Annotated in this window: 16 protein-coding genes; 3 read left to right on the top strand and 13 right to left on the bottom strand. The window is 74.2% G+C overall.

All coding sequences use genetic code 11. The features are described 5' to 3' along the window. Positions 1-120: 120 nt before the first annotated feature. From AC07AL_RS35970 to AC07AL_RS35920, 11 genes are all read right to left on the bottom strand, one after another. Entirely contained in the window at positions 121-2,346 is a 2,226-nt protein-coding gene (locus AC07AL_RS35970) for an MMPL family transporter (RefSeq protein WP_400326897.1), read from the bottom strand. Positions 2,347-2,500: 154 nt separating this feature from the next. Continuing rightward, positions 2,501-3,076: a 4'-phosphopantetheinyl transferase family protein gene (locus AC07AL_RS35965; RefSeq protein ID WP_363582474.1), complete on the bottom strand. Its 576-nt coding sequence runs from the start codon at positions 3,074-3,076 to the stop codon at positions 2,501-2,503. Positions 3,077-3,279: 203 nt separating this feature from the next. Beyond that, positions 3,280-4,440, bottom strand: a complete 1,161-nt coding sequence (locus AC07AL_RS35960; RefSeq protein ID WP_363582472.1) for an acyl-CoA dehydrogenase family protein — start codon at positions 4,438-4,440, stop codon at positions 3,280-3,282. After that, positions 4,437-5,156 carry a hypothetical protein gene (locus AC07AL_RS35955; RefSeq protein WP_363617639.1) on the bottom strand — a complete coding sequence of 240 codons (720 nt, stop codon included), beginning with the start codon at positions 5,154-5,156 and terminating at the stop codon, positions 4,437-4,439. The genes AC07AL_RS35960 and AC07AL_RS35955 overlap by 4 nt, the downstream gene beginning before the upstream one ends. After that, entirely contained in the window at positions 5,153-6,052 is a 900-nt protein-coding gene (locus AC07AL_RS35950; protein WP_478319420.1) for a hypothetical protein, read from the bottom strand. The genes AC07AL_RS35955 and AC07AL_RS35950 overlap by 4 nt, the downstream gene beginning before the upstream one ends. A gap of 2 nt (positions 6,053-6,054) precedes the next feature. Continuing rightward, positions 6,055-6,327 (bottom strand): acyl carrier protein, encoded by a 273-nt coding sequence (locus AC07AL_RS35945; RefSeq protein ID WP_063348736.1) that lies wholly within the window; start codon positions 6,325-6,327, stop codon positions 6,055-6,057. 47 nt (positions 6,328-6,374) lie between these two features. After that, positions 6,375-7,661: a type III PLP-dependent enzyme gene (locus tag AC07AL_RS35940; RefSeq protein ID WP_363582466.1), complete on the bottom strand. Its 1,287-nt coding sequence runs from the start codon at positions 7,659-7,661 to the stop codon at positions 6,375-6,377. A gap of 2 nt (positions 7,662-7,663) precedes the next feature. Beyond that, positions 7,664-9,076 carry a preATP grasp domain-containing protein gene (locus tag AC07AL_RS35935; RefSeq protein WP_400809907.1) on the bottom strand — a complete coding sequence of 471 codons (1,413 nt, stop codon included), beginning with the start codon at positions 9,074-9,076 and terminating at the stop codon, positions 7,664-7,666. 121 nt (positions 9,077-9,197) lie between these two features. After that, positions 9,198-10,130: a 3-oxoacyl-[acyl-carrier-protein] synthase III C-terminal domain-containing protein gene (locus AC07AL_RS35930; protein WP_363582462.1), complete on the bottom strand. Its 933-nt coding sequence runs from the start codon at positions 10,128-10,130 to the stop codon at positions 9,198-9,200. A 191-nt stretch (positions 10,131-10,321) separates the two neighbouring features. After that, positions 10,322-10,900: a TrmH family RNA methyltransferase gene (locus AC07AL_RS35925; protein ID WP_363582460.1), complete on the bottom strand. Its 579-nt coding sequence runs from the start codon at positions 10,898-10,900 to the stop codon at positions 10,322-10,324. Further along, a complete protein-coding gene (locus AC07AL_RS35920) occupies positions 10,897-11,541 on the bottom strand; it encodes a class I SAM-dependent methyltransferase (RefSeq protein ID WP_063348741.1) in 645 nt (214 codons plus the stop codon). Before AC07AL_RS35920 ends, AC07AL_RS35925 begins: the two co-directional genes overlap by 4 nt. A gap of 240 nt (positions 11,542-11,781) precedes the next feature. On the opposite strand from AC07AL_RS35920, the gene AC07AL_RS35915 reads away from it, so the two are divergent. Beyond that, entirely contained in the window at positions 11,782-11,979 is a 198-nt protein-coding gene (locus tag AC07AL_RS35915; RefSeq protein ID WP_363582458.1) for a hypothetical protein, read from the top strand. Positions 11,980-12,034: 55 nt separating this feature from the next. On the opposite strand, the gene AC07AL_RS35910 is transcribed toward AC07AL_RS35915, so the two are convergent. Both AC07AL_RS35910 and AC07AL_RS35905 read right to left on the bottom strand, forming a co-directional pair. After that, positions 12,035-14,584 (bottom strand): lysylphosphatidylglycerol synthase transmembrane domain-containing protein, encoded by a 2,550-nt coding sequence (locus tag AC07AL_RS35910; protein WP_363582456.1) that lies wholly within the window; start codon positions 14,582-14,584, stop codon positions 12,035-12,037. Positions 14,585-14,666: 82 nt separating this feature from the next. After that, entirely contained in the window at positions 14,667-15,428 is a 762-nt protein-coding gene (locus tag AC07AL_RS35905; RefSeq protein ID WP_363582454.1) for an SDR family oxidoreductase, read from the bottom strand. Between the two features lie 214 nt (positions 15,429-15,642). Here AC07AL_RS35905 and AC07AL_RS35900 point away from each other — a divergent pair, with 214 nt between their 5' ends. Both AC07AL_RS35900 and AC07AL_RS35895 read left to right on the top strand, forming a co-directional pair. Then, complete coding sequence (locus AC07AL_RS35900) at positions 15,643-15,909, top strand: UBP-type zinc finger domain-containing protein (protein WP_363582452.1); 267 nt, start codon at positions 15,643-15,645, stop codon at positions 15,907-15,909. A gap of 170 nt (positions 15,910-16,079) precedes the next feature. After that, positions 16,080-16,352 carry a hypothetical protein gene (locus AC07AL_RS35895; RefSeq protein WP_363582450.1) on the top strand — a complete coding sequence of 91 codons (273 nt, stop codon included), beginning with the start codon at positions 16,080-16,082 and terminating at the stop codon, positions 16,350-16,352. Positions 16,353-16,459: the final 107 nt, after the last annotated feature.

Here is a 16,459-nt window from a genome sequence, read left to right as displayed (position 1 = left end):
AGTCGGCGTCAAACCCCTTGCCACGACTGGTTGTGGCCGGTGCCTGCACGAAACGCACACGAAAAGGGCCGGGGAAGGGGCTAAGCCCTTCCCCGGCCGTCGAGTTGGACGGGTCCCGTGTTACGGGAGGGTCGTGCGTGCCGCCGAGGCCGCCGCCGCCGCGGCCACGATGGCCGGCATCCGCGGGGTCCGGGTCGTGGTCTGGCGCGCGAGCCGCGAGGGCCAGAAGGTCTTCCAGCCGAGCAGGGTGACCACGGCCGGCAGGACGACGATCCGGATCACCGTCGCGTCGAGCAGCACCGCGCAGGCCATGCCCACCCCCATCTGCTTCATCTCGATGAAGTTCAGCGAGGCCAGCAGGGCGAACACGCAGACCATCACCACCGCGGCGCTGGTCACCACGCCCGCCGTGCGGGTGATGCCCTGCTCGACCGCCTCCTTCACGGAGAGCCCGCCGCGCGCCGCCTCCCGGATCCGGCTGACCACGAAGACGTGGTAGTCCATCGACAGGCCGAGCAGGATCACGAAGAGCATCAGCGGCAGCCAGGCCACCACCCGGCCGGTGGACTCGAAGTGCAGCAGGTCCTCCGCCCAGGTGTGCTGGAAGATCAGCGCGAGCAGGCCGAAGGAGGCCGCCGCGGACAGCAGGTTGAGCACCACGGTGATCAGCGCGAGCATCACCGAGCGGAACGCGACGGTCATCACCAGGAAGGTCAGCACCAGGGCCACCCCGAGCACCCAGGGCATCTTGTGCATGACGTTCGCCCGGTAGTCGACGTCGAACGCGACGTCGCTGCCGCCGACCGCGAACTCGGCGCCCGCGACCGTGCCGAGGGTCTGCGGGGCGAGGTCCTGGCGCAGCCGGGCCAGCGAGGCGCGGGCCTGCGGGGAGCCGCTGTCGAAGTGGGTGCCGATCGCGATGGTGGCGACCGTGCCGTCGGGGGAGGTGCGGACGGTCGGCGCCGGGTTGTGCACGAAGAGGGCGTCCTGCGAGGCGCGTTCGACCAGCGCCTCCACCGCGCCGCCCAGTTCCGCCGTCCGGTCGGCCGGGACCTTCACCGCGACGGTGTGGGTGTCGGCCTGGCTCGGGAAGGAGCCGGTCAGCCGCTCGTTGGCCTGCATCGCCGGGATCGACCGGGGCAGGTCGTCGATCCCGGTGGCCTTGAGCTTCAGGCCGAGGGCGGGCAGCGCGAGGACGAGCAGCGCGCCGACCGAGAGCACCAGCGCGATCACCGGGTGGCGCAGGGCGGGCTTGAGCATGGTCGACCACAGCCGCGGCTTGACCCCGCCCTTCTGGGTGAGCCGCCACACCAGCGGGACCCGCGGCGCGTCCAGGTAGCGGCCGAACCGGGACAGCATGGCCGGCAGCACGGTCAGCGAGGAGGTGATCGCGATGGCGACCACCAGCACCGCGCCGGTGGCCATCGACTCGAAGGCGATGTGCCCGGCGAGGTAGAGCGCCCCCATCGAGATCATGACGACCACGCCGGACACCAGCACCGAGTGCCCGGAGGTGGCGGCCGCGATCTCGATGGCGTCGATGTTGTTGGCGCCCAACGCCCGCTCCTCGCGCTGGCGCTTGAGGTAGAACAGCGAGTAGTCGACCCCGATGGCCATGCCCATCAGCACGATGACGTGCGTCACCGGCCCCGGGTCGGGCACCAGTTGGGAGGCCACCCCCCACAGGCCCAGCCCGGCGAGCACCGAGGACAGGCCGAGGACGACCGGGACGCTCGCGGCGACGATCGCGCCGAAGACGAAGACCATCACGAGCAGCGTCACCGGCAGGCTCAGCACGGTCGCCTTGCCGAGGTCCTTGCTCAGCATCTCGTTGAGCCCGGCCTTGATCGAGCCGGCGCCGACGAGTTCCATCCGCAGCTCGGTGTGCGACGCGTGGGTCCTCGCCACGGTGTCGATGAGCGGCTGCACCCGGTCGGCGGAGGTCTCCGGATCGCCGTCGAGGGTCACCGGGACGAGCAGGGCCGAGCCGTCCGGTGCGGGCACCGGAGCGTCGATCGAGCTGATGCCGGGGAGGGCCTTCAGGTCGCGGGTGGCGTCCGAGGCCGCGGACTGCGCCTGGACGGGGTCGAGCCGGCCGCCGCCCCACGGGGTGATGAGCACGTTCTCCACCGCGCGCTCCTGGAGGCCGCCGCTGCGGGCGATCGCGGCCGCCCGGCCGGACTGGCCGATGGCGAGGTCGGAGGTGGTGGCCTGCCGGGTGCCCGTGACGCCGCCGACCACGAGGGCCGCCACGACGAACGCCACCCAGAGCGCGATCGCCCACCAGGGGTGGACGGCGCTCCACCGAGCGGCCCTGGTGATCACGTTCCTGCCTTCCACGATCACGTTCCCCTCCTCAAAAGAAATGCCCGGATCAAGACACGGGCCTGACTTATGAGTCCGGCCGGTGCGGTGCGGCGTTCGCCTGCATCACTGAATCTAGTGACGCTTCGACGCATGATCACGGGTACAACTTCGACGATTGGAGGGGGAGTTTCTTCTACTTGACAGCCGACCCGAGAGGGCTGCCGCCGGATTCCCCGGGCGGAATTTGATACCACATCCGCCGGGACACGTTAAAGGGCCCGTCGCCGATCAGTGCGACGGACCCCGCATATTCCTCGGGCAGCGGCAGGTCGGTGACTCTCCACGGCCCGGGCAACGGCCCGGAGCGTGCGTACACGGTGGCTTCCGGTCCGTCGTGGGCGACCGGGATCCCCATGCCCTGGGTGAGCCTGGCGCCCGAGGCCTTCACGCACGCCTCCTTCCTGGTCCACAGCCGGGTGAAGGCGTCGGGCCCGTCCCGGGCGACCAGCTCCCGTTCGTCCGGGGGGAAGAAGCGACCGGCCAGCCGGGCGGTGTCCAGCTCGGCACGGGCCAGCTCGACGTCCACGCCGACCGGCCGTGATGCCAGGGCGAGCAGGGCGATCTCGCCCGAGTGGGACAGGTTGAAGTGCAGGCCCGGCGCGTCCTCGACGGCCGGCTTCCCCCACGGGCCGCGGCTGAAGCGCAGCCCGGCCGGGTGGCGGCCGAGGCGCTCGCCGAGGACGATCCGGGTGGCGGCGTGCGCGAGCACGAAGCGGCGCCGCAGCCCGGGCAGCTGTCCGCTCCGGGCGCGGGCCCGCTCCTGCTCGTCGAGCAGTTCCTCCAGGTGCGGCGGGTACCCGTCCGGGGCGCCCCGGACGGCCTCGCCGCCCGGCTGGTCCGGGTGCTCGCCACCGGTCAGCGGAATCTGCCAGATCTCGACCGTGTCCCGACCGACCGGTTGTTCTGTCCCGTTCAGAACCGGCCCACCTTTCCGGTGTGCAGCCCCTGGAACAGATTCAGCTTCTGGATGTTCCGTGTCCCCTCCATGAACTCCACGCCCCGTGCGTCCCGGGCGAGTTTGTCGAGGAGCGGGTGGTCCAGCCGGGCGCCGGGCCCGAAGAAACCCGGCGCGCGCATCGTGACGTCCTCGGCGAGTTCGCAGGCGCGGGCCTTCGCGGCCGAGGAGAGGTGCCCGGCGGCCGGCCTGCGGTCCACCGCGAGGGCCGCCCGGTAGGTCAACTGGCGGGCCGCGTCGATGCGCTGGCCGAGCGACTCGAACAGCTCGCGCTCCGCGCCGCGCAGTTCCCGGCGGTTCTCGGCGACGTAGTCGTGGGCGGCCCGGGCGATACCGAGGGCGATCGCGGCCACGCTCGGGCGGAGCTGGTTGAAGACCGAGACGATGCTCCACATCCCCCGCCGGGTCGGCGGCAGGTGGGCGCCGAGCACCCGTTCGGCGGGCACGTGCACCCCGTCGAGGGTGATCCGGGTCAGCTGGACGCCGCGCAGGCCGAGGGTGGGCAGCGGCTCCGCCCGGAAGCCGGGGTCGGCGGTGTCCACCAGGACGGCCAGCACGCCGAGCCGCTCGGTGCCCGCGACCCGCGCGAACACGGCGCCCAGGTCGGCCCGGGCGGCGTTGCCGACGTAGCGCTTCTCGCCGTCCAGGACGTACGAGCCGTCGCCCACCGGGGTCAGCGTGGTGGTCATCTCGCCGATGGCCGAGCCGCGGTCGGGCTCGGTGAGGCCGAAGCAGGTCCAGCGGGGGCGTTCGGCGAGCCGGCCGTACACCCAGTCCTTCTGCGCCTGGCTGCCGAGCACGCTCAGCAGCACCCCGCACATCGAGGCGCCGGGCGCGCCCAGCATCATCCCGGCGTCGCCGCGCGCCAGTTCCTCGCTCACCAGGACCCGCTCCAGGGTGGCCAGGCCGTGCGCGGGGCCGGCACCGGCCTCGGCGGACGCCCGGTCCCACTCCGGCGGCACCTGGTGGCCGGCCAGGAAGCGCACGGCGGGCAGGTCCAGGAAGCGGTGGACGGCGTCCGGGTCCCGGTCGAGGTCGAGCGCGCCCGCCCGCAGGTCTTCGGCCCACCGCCGCACGTACCGGTGCGTGGTTTCCAGCGGGCCGGGCAGGCTGATCACACGTTCCCCTTCCGGGAGTCGACGTTCTGTGCCGTGTCCCCGGCCGGCCCCGGCCAGCCGCAGTACACGTCGGCGAGGAGCTCGGAGGCGTACGCCGCCCGGCCCGGCCCCTCGGCGGTGAAACCGTACGCCCCGAGCAGCCGCAGCAGCGCGCGGTCGGCCTGGGTGATCTGGGCCTGGAGGCGGGCGAGGGCCGGGCCGTCCAGGGGGTGGGCGGGGGCCGACGGGGAGTCGTCCGGCCCCTCGGCGAGGTCGTCGAGGACGCCCTCGATCTCCAGGTGGTCGATCAGCACGTCGGCGAGCGCGCCCTTGACCAGCTGTTGCAGCAGCAGCGAGGAACCCTCGACCTGGCGGCCGGCGAGGTAGGCCAGGCAGGCCTCCCGCAGCCGCTCGGACGCGCCGAGCCGCAGCCAGGCGAGGCCGGTGCCCCAGTCGTGGGCGTCGGGGCCGGCGGGGCCCCGGGTGGCGTCGGCGGGGCTCAGGACGGCCAGGCCGGGCACCGGGTCCAGGCCCCCGTCCCCGTCCTCGTCGTCGCCGAACTCGGCGTACTCGCCGAGGAGTTCGCGCGGGACCACGGCGTGCCCGCGCGGGCCGCGCGGTGCCACCCCGGGGGACAGCGCGCGGGAGAGCAGGGTCAGTGCGGGGACGAGGCCGTCGTTGCGCGCGCTCGTCCGGGCTTCCTGCCAGTGCTCGCGCACCTCGGCCGGAACCGTCATCGGACCCCCAACTCCCCCGTGTCGAGTGTGCAGTAGGCCAGGAATCCGCGTTCCCGGTCGTAGTCGGCCACCACCACCGGGCGGTCCCGGTCGGCGGCGGCGAGCAGGGCGGCCCAGCCGCCGGTGGCGGGCTGTCCGGCCGCCACCTTGGTCCACGGACCGCCGTGTGTCGGAAGTTCAGCACAGCCGTCGGACAGGCCGGAGCCGGTGACCAGCGCGGCCGAGGTGTCCCAGCCGGCGAACAGCGCCGGCTCCGGGAGGCCCTGGGCCGCGCCACCCAGCGGCGCGTCGCCGCCGTCCCAGTGGATCAGCAGCGCGACCGCGGCGTCCGCGTGGACGGCGCCCTGCCCCGTCGCGGGCAGCGGGAACGGCTGGGTGCCCTGGTCCACGACCAGCAGCAGCAGCCGCGACCAGCCGCACCGCCGGGCGTACTCCACGGCGACCCGCAGCGCGCTGAACGGCGCCAGGACGCCCTGGTCGGACAGGGCGAAGGAGAGCGGCTCGCCCGGCAGCCGCCCCTTCACGCAGGAGGCGACCAGCTCGGCGTGGTCGAAGTCCGGTGCGGAGTAGGCGACCACCACCACCTCGGGGCACTCCTCGGCGGGCAGCGGGCCCAGCGCGTCGAGCGCGCCGTGGGCCAGTTCCACCGAGGTGCGCCGCCCCGAGGCGGCGAACTGCTCGCGGTCGAAGTCCGCGCCGTAGAGCGCCCCGAGCTCGCGGTAGAAGTCCTCCCGCGCGGCCTCCGGCCGGTACGGCGCGCCAGGCCCCGGCGGGGTGTGGGCGCCGGCCCGGATCAGCCGCGGCAGGACCGCCGCCGGGGCCGGGCCGGGCGTGCCGTGCGGGCCGTCCGCGCCGGCCGGGGCCGGACGCCGCACGGGCGCAGTCGCGCGGAACATGCTTAGGCGCTCGCTTCCGCGGCGACGAAGCCGGCCAGCGAGCCCACGGTCTCGAAGTGGGTCATGTCCAGCTCGTCGGCGTCGAACTGCACGTCGAGGATCTCCTCGATGGTGATGAGCAGTTCGAGCGCGCTGCTGGAGTCCAGGCCCAGCTCGTCGAAGAGGCGGACGCCCGGGTCGGCGCCGGAGACGTCCTTGTTGAGGACCTCCGACAGGCCCTTGCGGACGGCGTCGACGTACTTCACGTCGGCCACGGTGTTGGCGGTGTCGCTCATGGTGTTCTCCTCGGGCTGGTCCCGGCCGTGGGTCGGCCGGTCGGTGGTTAGTTCTGGTCGTCGCCGGGGGCCGCGTACAGCCGCTGGCGGCCGAGCATGGCCTCGACGTCGTCGCGCTCCCGGATCAGGTGCGCCCGCCCGTCCAGGACGAGCACCTCCGCCGGGTAGCCGTGGCTGAGGAAGTGCACCGGCGAGGCCGTCGGCCCGTACGCGCCGGAGCGCTGCACCCCGATCAGCTCGCCGGCCCGCAGCGCCGGCATCGGCACCTTCTTGCCGATGACGTCGTTGGGCGTGCAGAGCGGACCGGTGATGTGCCAGGGCTCGGTGGCCGGCTCGTCCAGCCGCTCCAGCGCGGCCATCGGGAAGTTGCGCTTCACGTACGAGCCGATGCCGACGGCCGCCATGTGGTGGTTGGTGCCGCCGTCGGTGACCGCGAAGTTCTCGCCCATCGAGGTCTTGGTGTAGCGCACCCGGGTGACGTAGGTGCCGGACGCGGCGACCAGGAAGCGGCCCAGCTCCATGATCATGCGGGTGTCCGGGTGCCGGGTGCGGAAGTCCGCGATCAGCGGGTTGAGCCCGGCGGTCAGCTCGGCGACGTCGAGGTCCTTCTCGTTGTCGAAGTAGGCGATGCCGAGGCCGCCGCCGACGTCGACCGTCTCCAGCGGGAAGCCCAGCTCGGTGGAGAGGCGCTCGGCCAGCTCCAGGATCCGCCGGGTGTTCTCGACGACGGACTCCTCGATCAGGATGCGGGTGCCCAGGTACACCTGGACGCCCATCAGCCGGATGTTGGGGTAGCGGCCGGCGAGGTCCTTGCCCTCGGCCAGCAGCAGCTCCTCGTCGGTGCCGAACTGGCGCGGCTTGCCGCCCATGGTCAGGCCCGAACCCTTCACCGAGAAGCTCGGGTTGACCCGCAGCGCGACCCGGGCGGTGATCCCGCGCTCGCGGGCCACCTCGTCGATCAGGTCCAGCTCGCCGATCGACTCGCAGACGATCGCGTGGATGTCCTCGTCCAGGCAGGCCGCCACCTCGCCGCGGCTCTTGCCCGGGCCGAGGAAGATGATGTCGCGCGGCTCGACCCCGGCCCGGCGGGCGGTGACCAGCTCCGTCAGCGAGGACACCTCGGCGCGCGAGCCCAGGCTGTGCAGCAGCGCGCAGACGGAGATGTTGGGGTTCGCCTTGAGCGAGTAGAAGACCTCCAGCGCCGGGTGCAGCGCCTCGCGCAGCCCCTGGAAGCGGGTGGTGATCTCCTCGCCGTCGTACAGGTAGAGCGGGGTGCCGAACTCCTCGGCGAGCTCGGTGATCCCGAGGCCCTGCACCTCGAATGCGACGCTCACGGTCAGCTCCGTTCCGGGTAGGCCGCGAGGCGGCGGGTGATGTCGGTGTCGAGCGCCTCGATCTCCTCGTCGGAGGCACCGACGAGCACGCCGTACAGCCGGCCCTCGAAGCCGTCCGCTTCGGTGTCGGCGGCGGTGCCCGCGGCGGCGTTCACCGTGGCGTAGTTGTTCACGAACAGGCCGCGCGGGCGCGGTCCCCGCTCGGTCAGCAGCAGCCCGTCCAGCACCTCGGCCAGTTCGGCGAAGGGCAGCGGGCGGGTCAGCCGCAGCGGGAAGTGCCGGGCGACGGCGACCTCGTCGGCCCCGGCCAGGCCGCCCTCGTGCACCACGTTCTGGTACGTGGACATGTTGTTGCGGGCGTTGATCTCGATGACCGGGTACAGGCCCTCGTCCGGGTCGACCATCGCGTCGACGCCGACCACGCCGTAGTAGCCGTCGGCGGCGAGCCGCTCGCCGAGCCGCAGCGCCGTCGCCCCGATCTCGGCGACCTGCCCGTCGGTCAGCCGGGCCGGGATTCGGTGGCCCTTGTGGACGCCGCCCTCGGTCAGCAGCTCCTTGACGAAGTCGAAGTGCGTGGAGCCGTCCCGGCCCACCGTGAACTGGTAGTTGAGGTCGCAGCGCTTGGCGACCCACTCCTCGATCACCAGCGCGGTGCGCGGGGCCCCGCCCGCGGCCTTGGCGGCGCGCTCGGCCTGCTGGACCGCCATCCGGTGCAGCCGGCCCAGCCGGGCCTCGGAGTCCAGCACGACGATGCCCTTGCCGGACACGCCGAACGCGTCCTTCAGCACCACCTTGCGGCCCGCCGCCAGCAGTTCACCGGCCGCGGCCACCGCCTCGGCCAGCTCCTCCAGCGTCTCGCAGGCCCAGCCGCGGGCCTGGCGGATGCCCAGCTCGTCGGAGAGCCGGCGGCTGTACACCTTGCTGTTGACCCGCTTGCAGACCGCGGCGGTCGGCGCGCCCAGCCGCAGCCCGGTGCGCTCGGCCAGCTCCTCCTCGATGGTGGAGATGCCGTGCGCGGTCAGCCGGGCGCCCTCGGCGGCGACGGCGGACAGCGCGCGCAGCAGCTCGGGGTCGGCGAGGGCGTCCTCGCTGACGGTGCGCTGCGGGTCCTGGCCGGCCACCACGTGCACGGTGGGCAGCTCCAGGCCGAGGCCCTCCAGGTAGCCGCGGTAGCCCTCGTCCAGGGCGGTCTTCAGCACGACGTGGTCGTCCTTGCCGCCGAGCAGCAGCGCGAACTCGTCCATGCGGTTCACCACCGCACTGCCCGCGTGCGAGGCGACCCGGGGCAGCGCGGGCTCGCCGAGCGCCCAGTGGTTCTCCACCTCGAAGTTGCCCAGGAACACCAGCGGGGTGTCCGCGGACCCGGTCACGGCGCGCTTGAGGCGCGCGCTGAAGCCGGAGGACGGTAGATGCATGTCGACCTCGTCATTTCTCGTGTGCGCTCGGGCGCGGTGCGGCGGGTGCGCGGGTACTGCGGTGCTGCGGTGGTGCGGGTGCGCCGGTACTGCGGGGGACGGCCGATCCGGTGGGCGGCCGTCAGTGCTCCAGGACCATCGCGGCGAAGGTCGCCCCGAGCCCCACGCTGGTCATCAGGTAGCGGTCGCCGGGGCGCAGCCGCCCCAGCTCGGTGGCCTTCTGCAGGTTGATGAAGGGGTCGGCGCAGAAGCAGTGCCCGGTCTCGCCGACCAGGTCGAGGAAGACCTTGTCGAGCGGCAGCCCGAGCGCCTTGCAGACGCCGATCCACGACAGCCGGTTGACGTTGTGCGGCAGCACGAGCGCCAGCTCGTCGAGGCCGCAGCCGGCCTCCTCCAGGGCGGCGCCGATCACCTCGCACAGGCCGGGCCCGTACAGGTCCTGGAACTCCTTGGCGGCGGCGTCGCCCATGATGAACTCGTCGCCGAACTGGGTGTGGGTGCGCGTCGCGTAGCCGAGCATCCGGTCGGAGCCGGCACGGTCCGCGCTCACCAGGAAGGCCACGGTGCCCTCGCCCATGACGGTGACGTCCGGGATGGACTGCGTCCGGGTGGTGCACGCCTTCTCCCCGGCCAGGACCAGGGCGAGCGCGTTCGGATCCGGGTCGGCGGCCAGCAGGGTGCCCGCCAGGTCCAGCGCGAGCAGCCCGGAGGCGCAGGCGTGGTGCGAGACGACGAAGCCGGCGGCGTGCTCCAGGCCGAGCTCGACCTGGATCGGTCGGAGCGAGGTCATCGGGTACGGCAGCGGCGACGGCATCGTGCGGGCCTGGAGGACGTACTTGACGCGCTGTTCCTGCCCGCGCAGCTCCACCAGCTTGGTCGCGGCGCGCAGCAGCAGCTCGGTCTCGGTGGCCGCGGGGTCGCGGCACACCTCGGAGAGCCCGTAGAAGCGCTGGTAGCGCCGGAGCTGCACATCCGTCAGCTGGAGTTCCTGTTGGAAGCGCGCGATCGGGATGGTGTCGGGAAGACAGCTGGAGACTGCCGTGATCGACGTCATGCCAACTACAGTCGCCTGGAGCGCTGACGCTTAGCTGACGCTGCGCTGACCACCGCCGGCGGGGCCGGGGCGAGCTCCCCGCGGACGCCGGGGAGGTCCGGCCCGCAGGCGTGGTCGACCGTCCCGTACCGCCGGGCGGAAACGACCGGAGGGGTGGCCTTTCGGCACACCCCTCCGGATCGGATCAGGTCCTACTCGTCGTCGGCCCCGCCGAGGTCGCCGAGGTCGGTGCCGTCCGGGGTGCCGCTGATCGCGTACCCCTGGCGGCGCGCCTCGTAGCAGGCCACCGTCGCGGCCGCCGACACGTTCAGCGAGCCGACCCGGCCCAGCTGCGGTACGAACACCACCTGGTCGCAGAGCGCCAGCGCGTCGGGGGTGATCCCGCGGTCCTCGTGCCCCAGCACGAAGGCCACCGCCGGGGTCAGTTCGGCGGCGAACATCGGCACCGCCTCGTCCGCCAGCTCCAGGCCGACCACCTTGAAGCCGTCCGCCTTCGCCGCCGCGACCGCCTCCGCGACCGTCGGGAAGTGCTCCACCTTCAGGTACTTGTCGGTGCCCATCGCGGCCTTCTGCGCGCCCGAGGAGCGCACCGACGGGGTCTCCCCGGCCAGGTACAGCTTCTCGGCGCCCATCGCGGCCCCGGTCCGGACCACCGAGCCGACGTTGAACGGCGACTGCAGGTTCTCCAGGATCATCGCGAGCCGGAACTCGTTGCTGCGCCGCCACGAGCGGTGCAGTCGCTTCAGTTCGGTCCCGCGCAACTGCTTCACGACGACGTTCCCCGTCCACTCTCCGTGCCCTCGCCCGGCTCCGGGCGGGGTCGTGCTTCCAGAATCCGGAACCCGTTGACCGACGCGACCCGGGTGGTCGGGTAGCCCTGCTCGTTCAGCCACTTCTGCAGCGAGTCCGAGCCCAGGTGCTTCTGCACCACCAGGAACGCCGAGCCGTCCGGGGTCAGCCGGCCGAGCCAGTGCGTGAGCAGCCGGCGCAGCGCGGCCTTGCCGATCCGGATCGGCGGGTTGGAGTAGATGGTGGCGAACCGCACGTCCTGCGGGACGTCCTCGGGCAGCGCGGCCTGGACGTTGCCCAGCCGCAGCGCCTCGGCGTTCAGCCGCACCAGTTCCAGCGCGCGCTCGTTCACGTCCACCGCCCAGACCGGCAGCCGCCTGCGCCGGCTCGCCCAGGTCAGCGCGATCGGGCCGTAGCCGCAGCCGACGTCCAGGATCGGGCCGCGCACCCGCGGCTGCGGGGCGTGCTCCAGCAGGATCCGGGTGCCCGGGTCGAGCCGGCCGCGCGAGAACACTCCGGTGTCGGTGGTCAGTTCGAGGGTGAGGTCCGGCAGGGAGACCGTGATCGGCCGGCGCTCGCTGGCGACCTCGGGTGCACCGGTGAAGTAGTGCGAGCCGGACATGATTTCCCCGTCGTTCGTAAGGGCCTCGGGGCCACCGGGTGGGTGTGGGTAAGCCCTTGGTACGGCACCGATCGTACCCCCGGTGGCCTGCGGCGCGTTCCGTGCCGGCCGGCGGCCCGGGCGCCGCGGGGCCGCCGCGGCGCAATCGCGCCCGGCCGCCCGGCGACGGATACTGCCAGTACCGCCCCCGCGCCCGTGGGAGCCTCCGGACAGTGCCTCCGAACAGTGAGGACGGACGCCATGCCGCAGAATCACGAGGACTACCTGATCGACGAGGCCGTCGAGACCGTCGAACCCGACGACGAGGCACCCGAGGGCGACGAGTACGACGAGGTGGCCGAACGCCGGGCCGTCGGAGCCGACCCGGCCACCGATGTCGCCGACGCCGCCGAGCAGAGCCGCGTCGTCCAGCTCGACGAGGACGAGTACCGCGAGTAGCCGCCGCCGGGCCCGGTCCGGGGCGCCGTCCGGGGTGCGCGCGCTGTCCGGGGCCCTACAGCGCCCGGCGGCGCTGCAGCCAGGTCATCGCCGCCCAGCCCGGCAGCACCGGCAGGATCAGCGTCAGCAGGCGGTACGTCGCCACCGCCGCCAGCGCGCCGCCCTTCTCCATCGACGCGGTCTGCTGCAGCAGCGCGATCAGCGCCCCGTCCACCGCGCCGGCCCCGCCCGGGGTGGGCGCCACGTTGCCCGCCGCGTTGCCCACCAGGAACACCACCGCCACCGAGGCGAAGGACGGCTCCCGGCCGATCGCCCGGGTGCAGCAGTACAGGCAGCCGATCAGGCAGATCGACACCAGCAGCTGCCCGGTCAGTCCCACCGCCAGCCGGGCCGGGCTGCGCAGCAGGTCCAGCAGCCGCGGCAGCACCTCGGTGGTCAGCGGCCGCAGCCGCGCCGCCAGCCAGCGCCGGGCCGGCGGCACCGCCGACACCACCGCCAGCAGCGCCGCCGCCCCCGCCAGCCCGCCCACCACGGCGGGCAGCGCGTCCAGCTCCGAACCGCCCGGTTGCAGGTCCAGCAGGTAGACGAAGGCGCCCAGCTGGAGCAGGTGCAGCACCAGGCCGATCAACTGCCCCACCCCGACGCTGGACAGCGCCTGCGCGGTCGGGATCCCGGCCCGCTGCAACAGCCGGGTGTTCAGCGCGATCCCGCCGACGCCCCCGGGCGACACCAGCTTCACGAACGCCCCGGCCAGCTGCGCCAGCACCGCGTTGCGGAAGTCCAGCCGCTCCGGCACGAACCCGACGAACCCCATCGCCGCCGTCACGTGGCTCAGCGCCGCCGCCAGCAGCGCCAGCGCCAGCCACGCCGGATCGGCGTCGGCCACCGCCGAGATCGGGTTGTCCTCGGCCGCGAACAGCTGCGGGATCAGCAGCCACCCGGCCACCACCCCGCCCACCACCGCCAGCAGGGTCCGCGGCCGCAGCCGCTCCAACCGCACCGGCCGCACCTCCGCCTGCGGCCTGGTCCGCAGCACCTCCGCCCGGATCTCCTCCAGCAGCCCGCCCCCGCCGGCGGCGGCCTCGTCGGGCCCGGGGCCTGCCGGGCCGTCCGTGCGGGCGGCGGCGGTCGGGCGGGCGGTGTGCTTGAGGGCGTGGCGGGTGGTGCGGGCGAGCGCGATGGGCTGGAGGAGGGGGAGGGCGGCCTCGACGGTGTCGGCGCCGAGGACGGTGACAGCGGTGTGGACGGAGCGGGCCGCGCCGGCCCGCAGGGCGAGGGTGGTGAGCAGCTGGGCGATGTCGCAGCGCAGCACGAGTTCGCTGGCCGCGATGTCGCCGTCGGCGAAGTCGACCAGGTGCACCGCGCCGGTCGCGTCCACCAGCAGCGAGGACGGGACGAGCGCCCGGTGGGCGGTCTCCCGGCGCTGGAGGCGGGCGAGCTGCCGCCAGGCGTCGGCCAGCAGGTCGTCGGTGATCTCCTCGTCGGGGAGCCGGTCGAGGGTGCGTCCGGGGAGGTGTTCGTAGGCGATGAGGGCGGTGTCCTGGCCGAGGCCGGCGGTGGCGGCGATGCGGCGGGTGCGGACGCCGGCGGCGAGGGCCGCGTAGGTGACGAGCGCCTCGTGTTCGAGGCCGGCGCGGGGGGAGCGCAGGGCCCGGGGGTGGGGGGCGGTGCGCAGCCGCAGGCGGCGCCAGGCGCGCTGGACGGCGGCGGCGGTGACGGCTTGCCGGTCGAGGAGCTGGACGTCGAGGTCGGGCCGGTCGTCGGCTTGCCGGACCAGGTAGCGGTCGGGCCCGGCGGGGTGGGCCTCGGCCGGGTGCAGGCCGCTCTCGCGCAGGGCCCGGAGGATCTCGCCGGGCCTGGGCAGCGGGTCGGGGGTGCCGACGGCGTAGAGGGTGCCGTGGGCGCCGGTCCAGCCGATGAGCAGGCCGAGCAGCAGGGCGGTGGGGGTGGCGTACCCGCCGGCGAGTCCGGCGAGGCCGGAGAGGGCGAGGACGGCCCAGGGGGCCCGGTGTTCGCGGTTGCCGGAGGCGGTCATGAAGGCGAGGACGGGCGCGAGGTAGCCGTAGACGGGCTCGGTGTGGCCGAGGGCGCCGCCCGGTAGGGCCTGGGTGAGGGCGGCGAGCAGGGAGACGGGGGCGACGCCGTCGGCCCACAGGTCGAGGAGCAGGGTGGCGCCGTAGGCGAGGACGGCGGCGAGCAGGCCGTCGGAGACCTGCTGGAGGGCGCGTCGCCGATCGGGGCCGAGGAGGCGGCGGGCGGCGAGGACGACGGGCACCAGCAGCACGGCGGCGGTGGTGAGGCCGCCGGCGAGGCCGGCGAGCGGCCGGGGCACCAGTTCGGCGGCCTCGGCCACGTCGGCGGCGATGCCGCCGGTGGTGGCCCGGGCGTAGTCGGCGAGCAGCAGGGTGAGGGCGATGGCGATGAGCCCGGTGAGCAGCCGGATCAGGGCGACGGGCTGCCGGATCCGGCCGGGTTCGGACACCGCCCGGGCCGGGCCCCGGCCGGCTCCGGCGCTCGCCGGTATGCCGGTGTCCGCCGGTGCGGGCGTGCCGGCGGTGTCGCCACCGCCGGTGTCGCCGTTCGTTCTCCCCGTCACGATCGCCACGGGTGGCATGCTCCCATGCCTCCCCCGATGGTGGAGCCGGAGCCCGGAAGCCGGCCCGGATCGGGGGAGTCCGAGGGAGGCCCTACGCCTGCCGGGTCGGCACGACGACCGTGTGGCTCAGGTTGACGTGCCGGGGGCGGCTGACGGTGTAGGCGATCAGGTCGGCGAGGTCCTCCGCGGTGAGTGCGGGGATGGCCGCGAACATCCCGCCGAGCTGTTCGCGCAGGGCGGGGTTGTCGATGTGGCCGCCGAGTTCGGTGTCGGTCAGGCCGGGCTCGATGGAGCTGACCCGGACGTCGCGGGGGCTGAGTTCGGAGCGCAGGGCGGCGGACAGCTGGGTGAGCGCGGCCTTGGTGGCGCTGTACACGGCGTAGTTGGGGAAGACGACGCGCGAGGCGATGGAGGAGACGTTGACCAGGTCGGCGGCCCGGCCGTCGGCGGCGGCCGCGGTGAGGTCGTCGGCGAAGGCGCGGATGATCCGCAGGGCGCCGGTGAGGTTGGTGTCGACCATGCGGGTCCACTCGTCGGTCCGGCCGTCGGCGAGGGGGTTGGGCAGCATCACGCCGGCGCTGTTGACCACCAGGTCGACCCGGCCGTAGGCGTCGTGGACGGCCTTGGCGGCGGCGTCGACGGAGGCCTGGTCGGTGATGTCGGCGGTGACGGCGAGGGCCTGGCCGCCGGCGGCGGTGAGCTCGGCCGCGAGGGTGTCGAGGCGGTCGGTGCGGCGGGCGAGCAGGGCGACCCGGGCGCCGTGGGCGGCGAGCAGGCGGGCGGTGGCCGCGCCCATGCCGCTGGCGGCTCCGGTGACGACGGCGGTGCGGGCGGCGAGGGCGGGGTAGCTCATCGGTGGCTCCTGGGCCTGGGAGGGTGGTGGGGCTGACGACGACAACTGTGTGCGGGCGGCGGAGGTTCGCCCAGGGCCGTGTGCGTCCCGGGTGCGGCCCTCCCGGGATCCGCGTTCCTGGGTACGGCGGTACCACCCTGGCGTCGGGAAGGCCGACCGGGCGCGCGGCGTGTCTTGAGGCCGGGGCCGGCCGGGCCGTCACTACCCTGCGGGCATGAGTGCCTGCGAAGACCTCGCCGCGGCCCCCCAGGACATCGAGCCCCTCCCCCCGGCCGACGGCTGCGCCGACTGCCTGGCCCAGGGGCGCCGGGACTGGGTGCACCTGCGGATCTGCCTGGACTGCGGCCACATCGGCTGCTGCGACTTCTCGCCGCAGCGGCACGCCACCGCGCACTTCCACAACACCTCGCATCCGGTGATCCGCTCGTACGAGCGGGGCGAGGACTGGCGCTGGTGCTTCGTCCACGAGGTCATGGGCTGAGGCCCGGCGCGGGGCGCGTCCCGCGGATCGGGCCGGTCCGGGGAAGCCGGGGCCCGTTTCCGGTGGCATCCGGGCGCAACCCGGATAAAATCCGGACATAACGCCCGCGCGGCCCCCGGCCCCTCCGGTCGACATCCGTCCCGCCGGTGACCGCCGAAGGGAGGCCGACGATGACCAGGCGAACACCGGGCAGCACTGCCCAGCTCCGCCGGGGCACCCAGGAACTGCTGGAGCGCCGCGGCATGGCGACCGCGCCCACCCGGCTGGTGCCGATGCTGCGCGCCGACGCCATGTCCTCCGCCACCGCCGGGTACGCCGCGCCCGACGCCTTCCGGCACGGCGGCCGCGATCAGGCGGCCTCGGCGGGGCACGCCGCCCCGTCGATGCACGCCGAGCTCAAGGGCCACCGGCACCGCGGAGCGGAGAAGCACTCCGCCCACTGAGCGGATCCGGGTCCGGGGGGGGGGGGGGGGGGGGGGGGGGGGGGGGGGGGGGGGGGGGGGGGGGGGGGGGGGGGGGGGGGGGGGGGGGGGGGGGGGGGGGGGGGGGG

It is taken from the genome of Kitasatospora sp. NPDC043949 (genome assembly GCF_056435365.1).
Note: the sequence above shows the minus strand (reverse complement) of the source record. Positions and strands in the feature narration are given on the sequence as shown.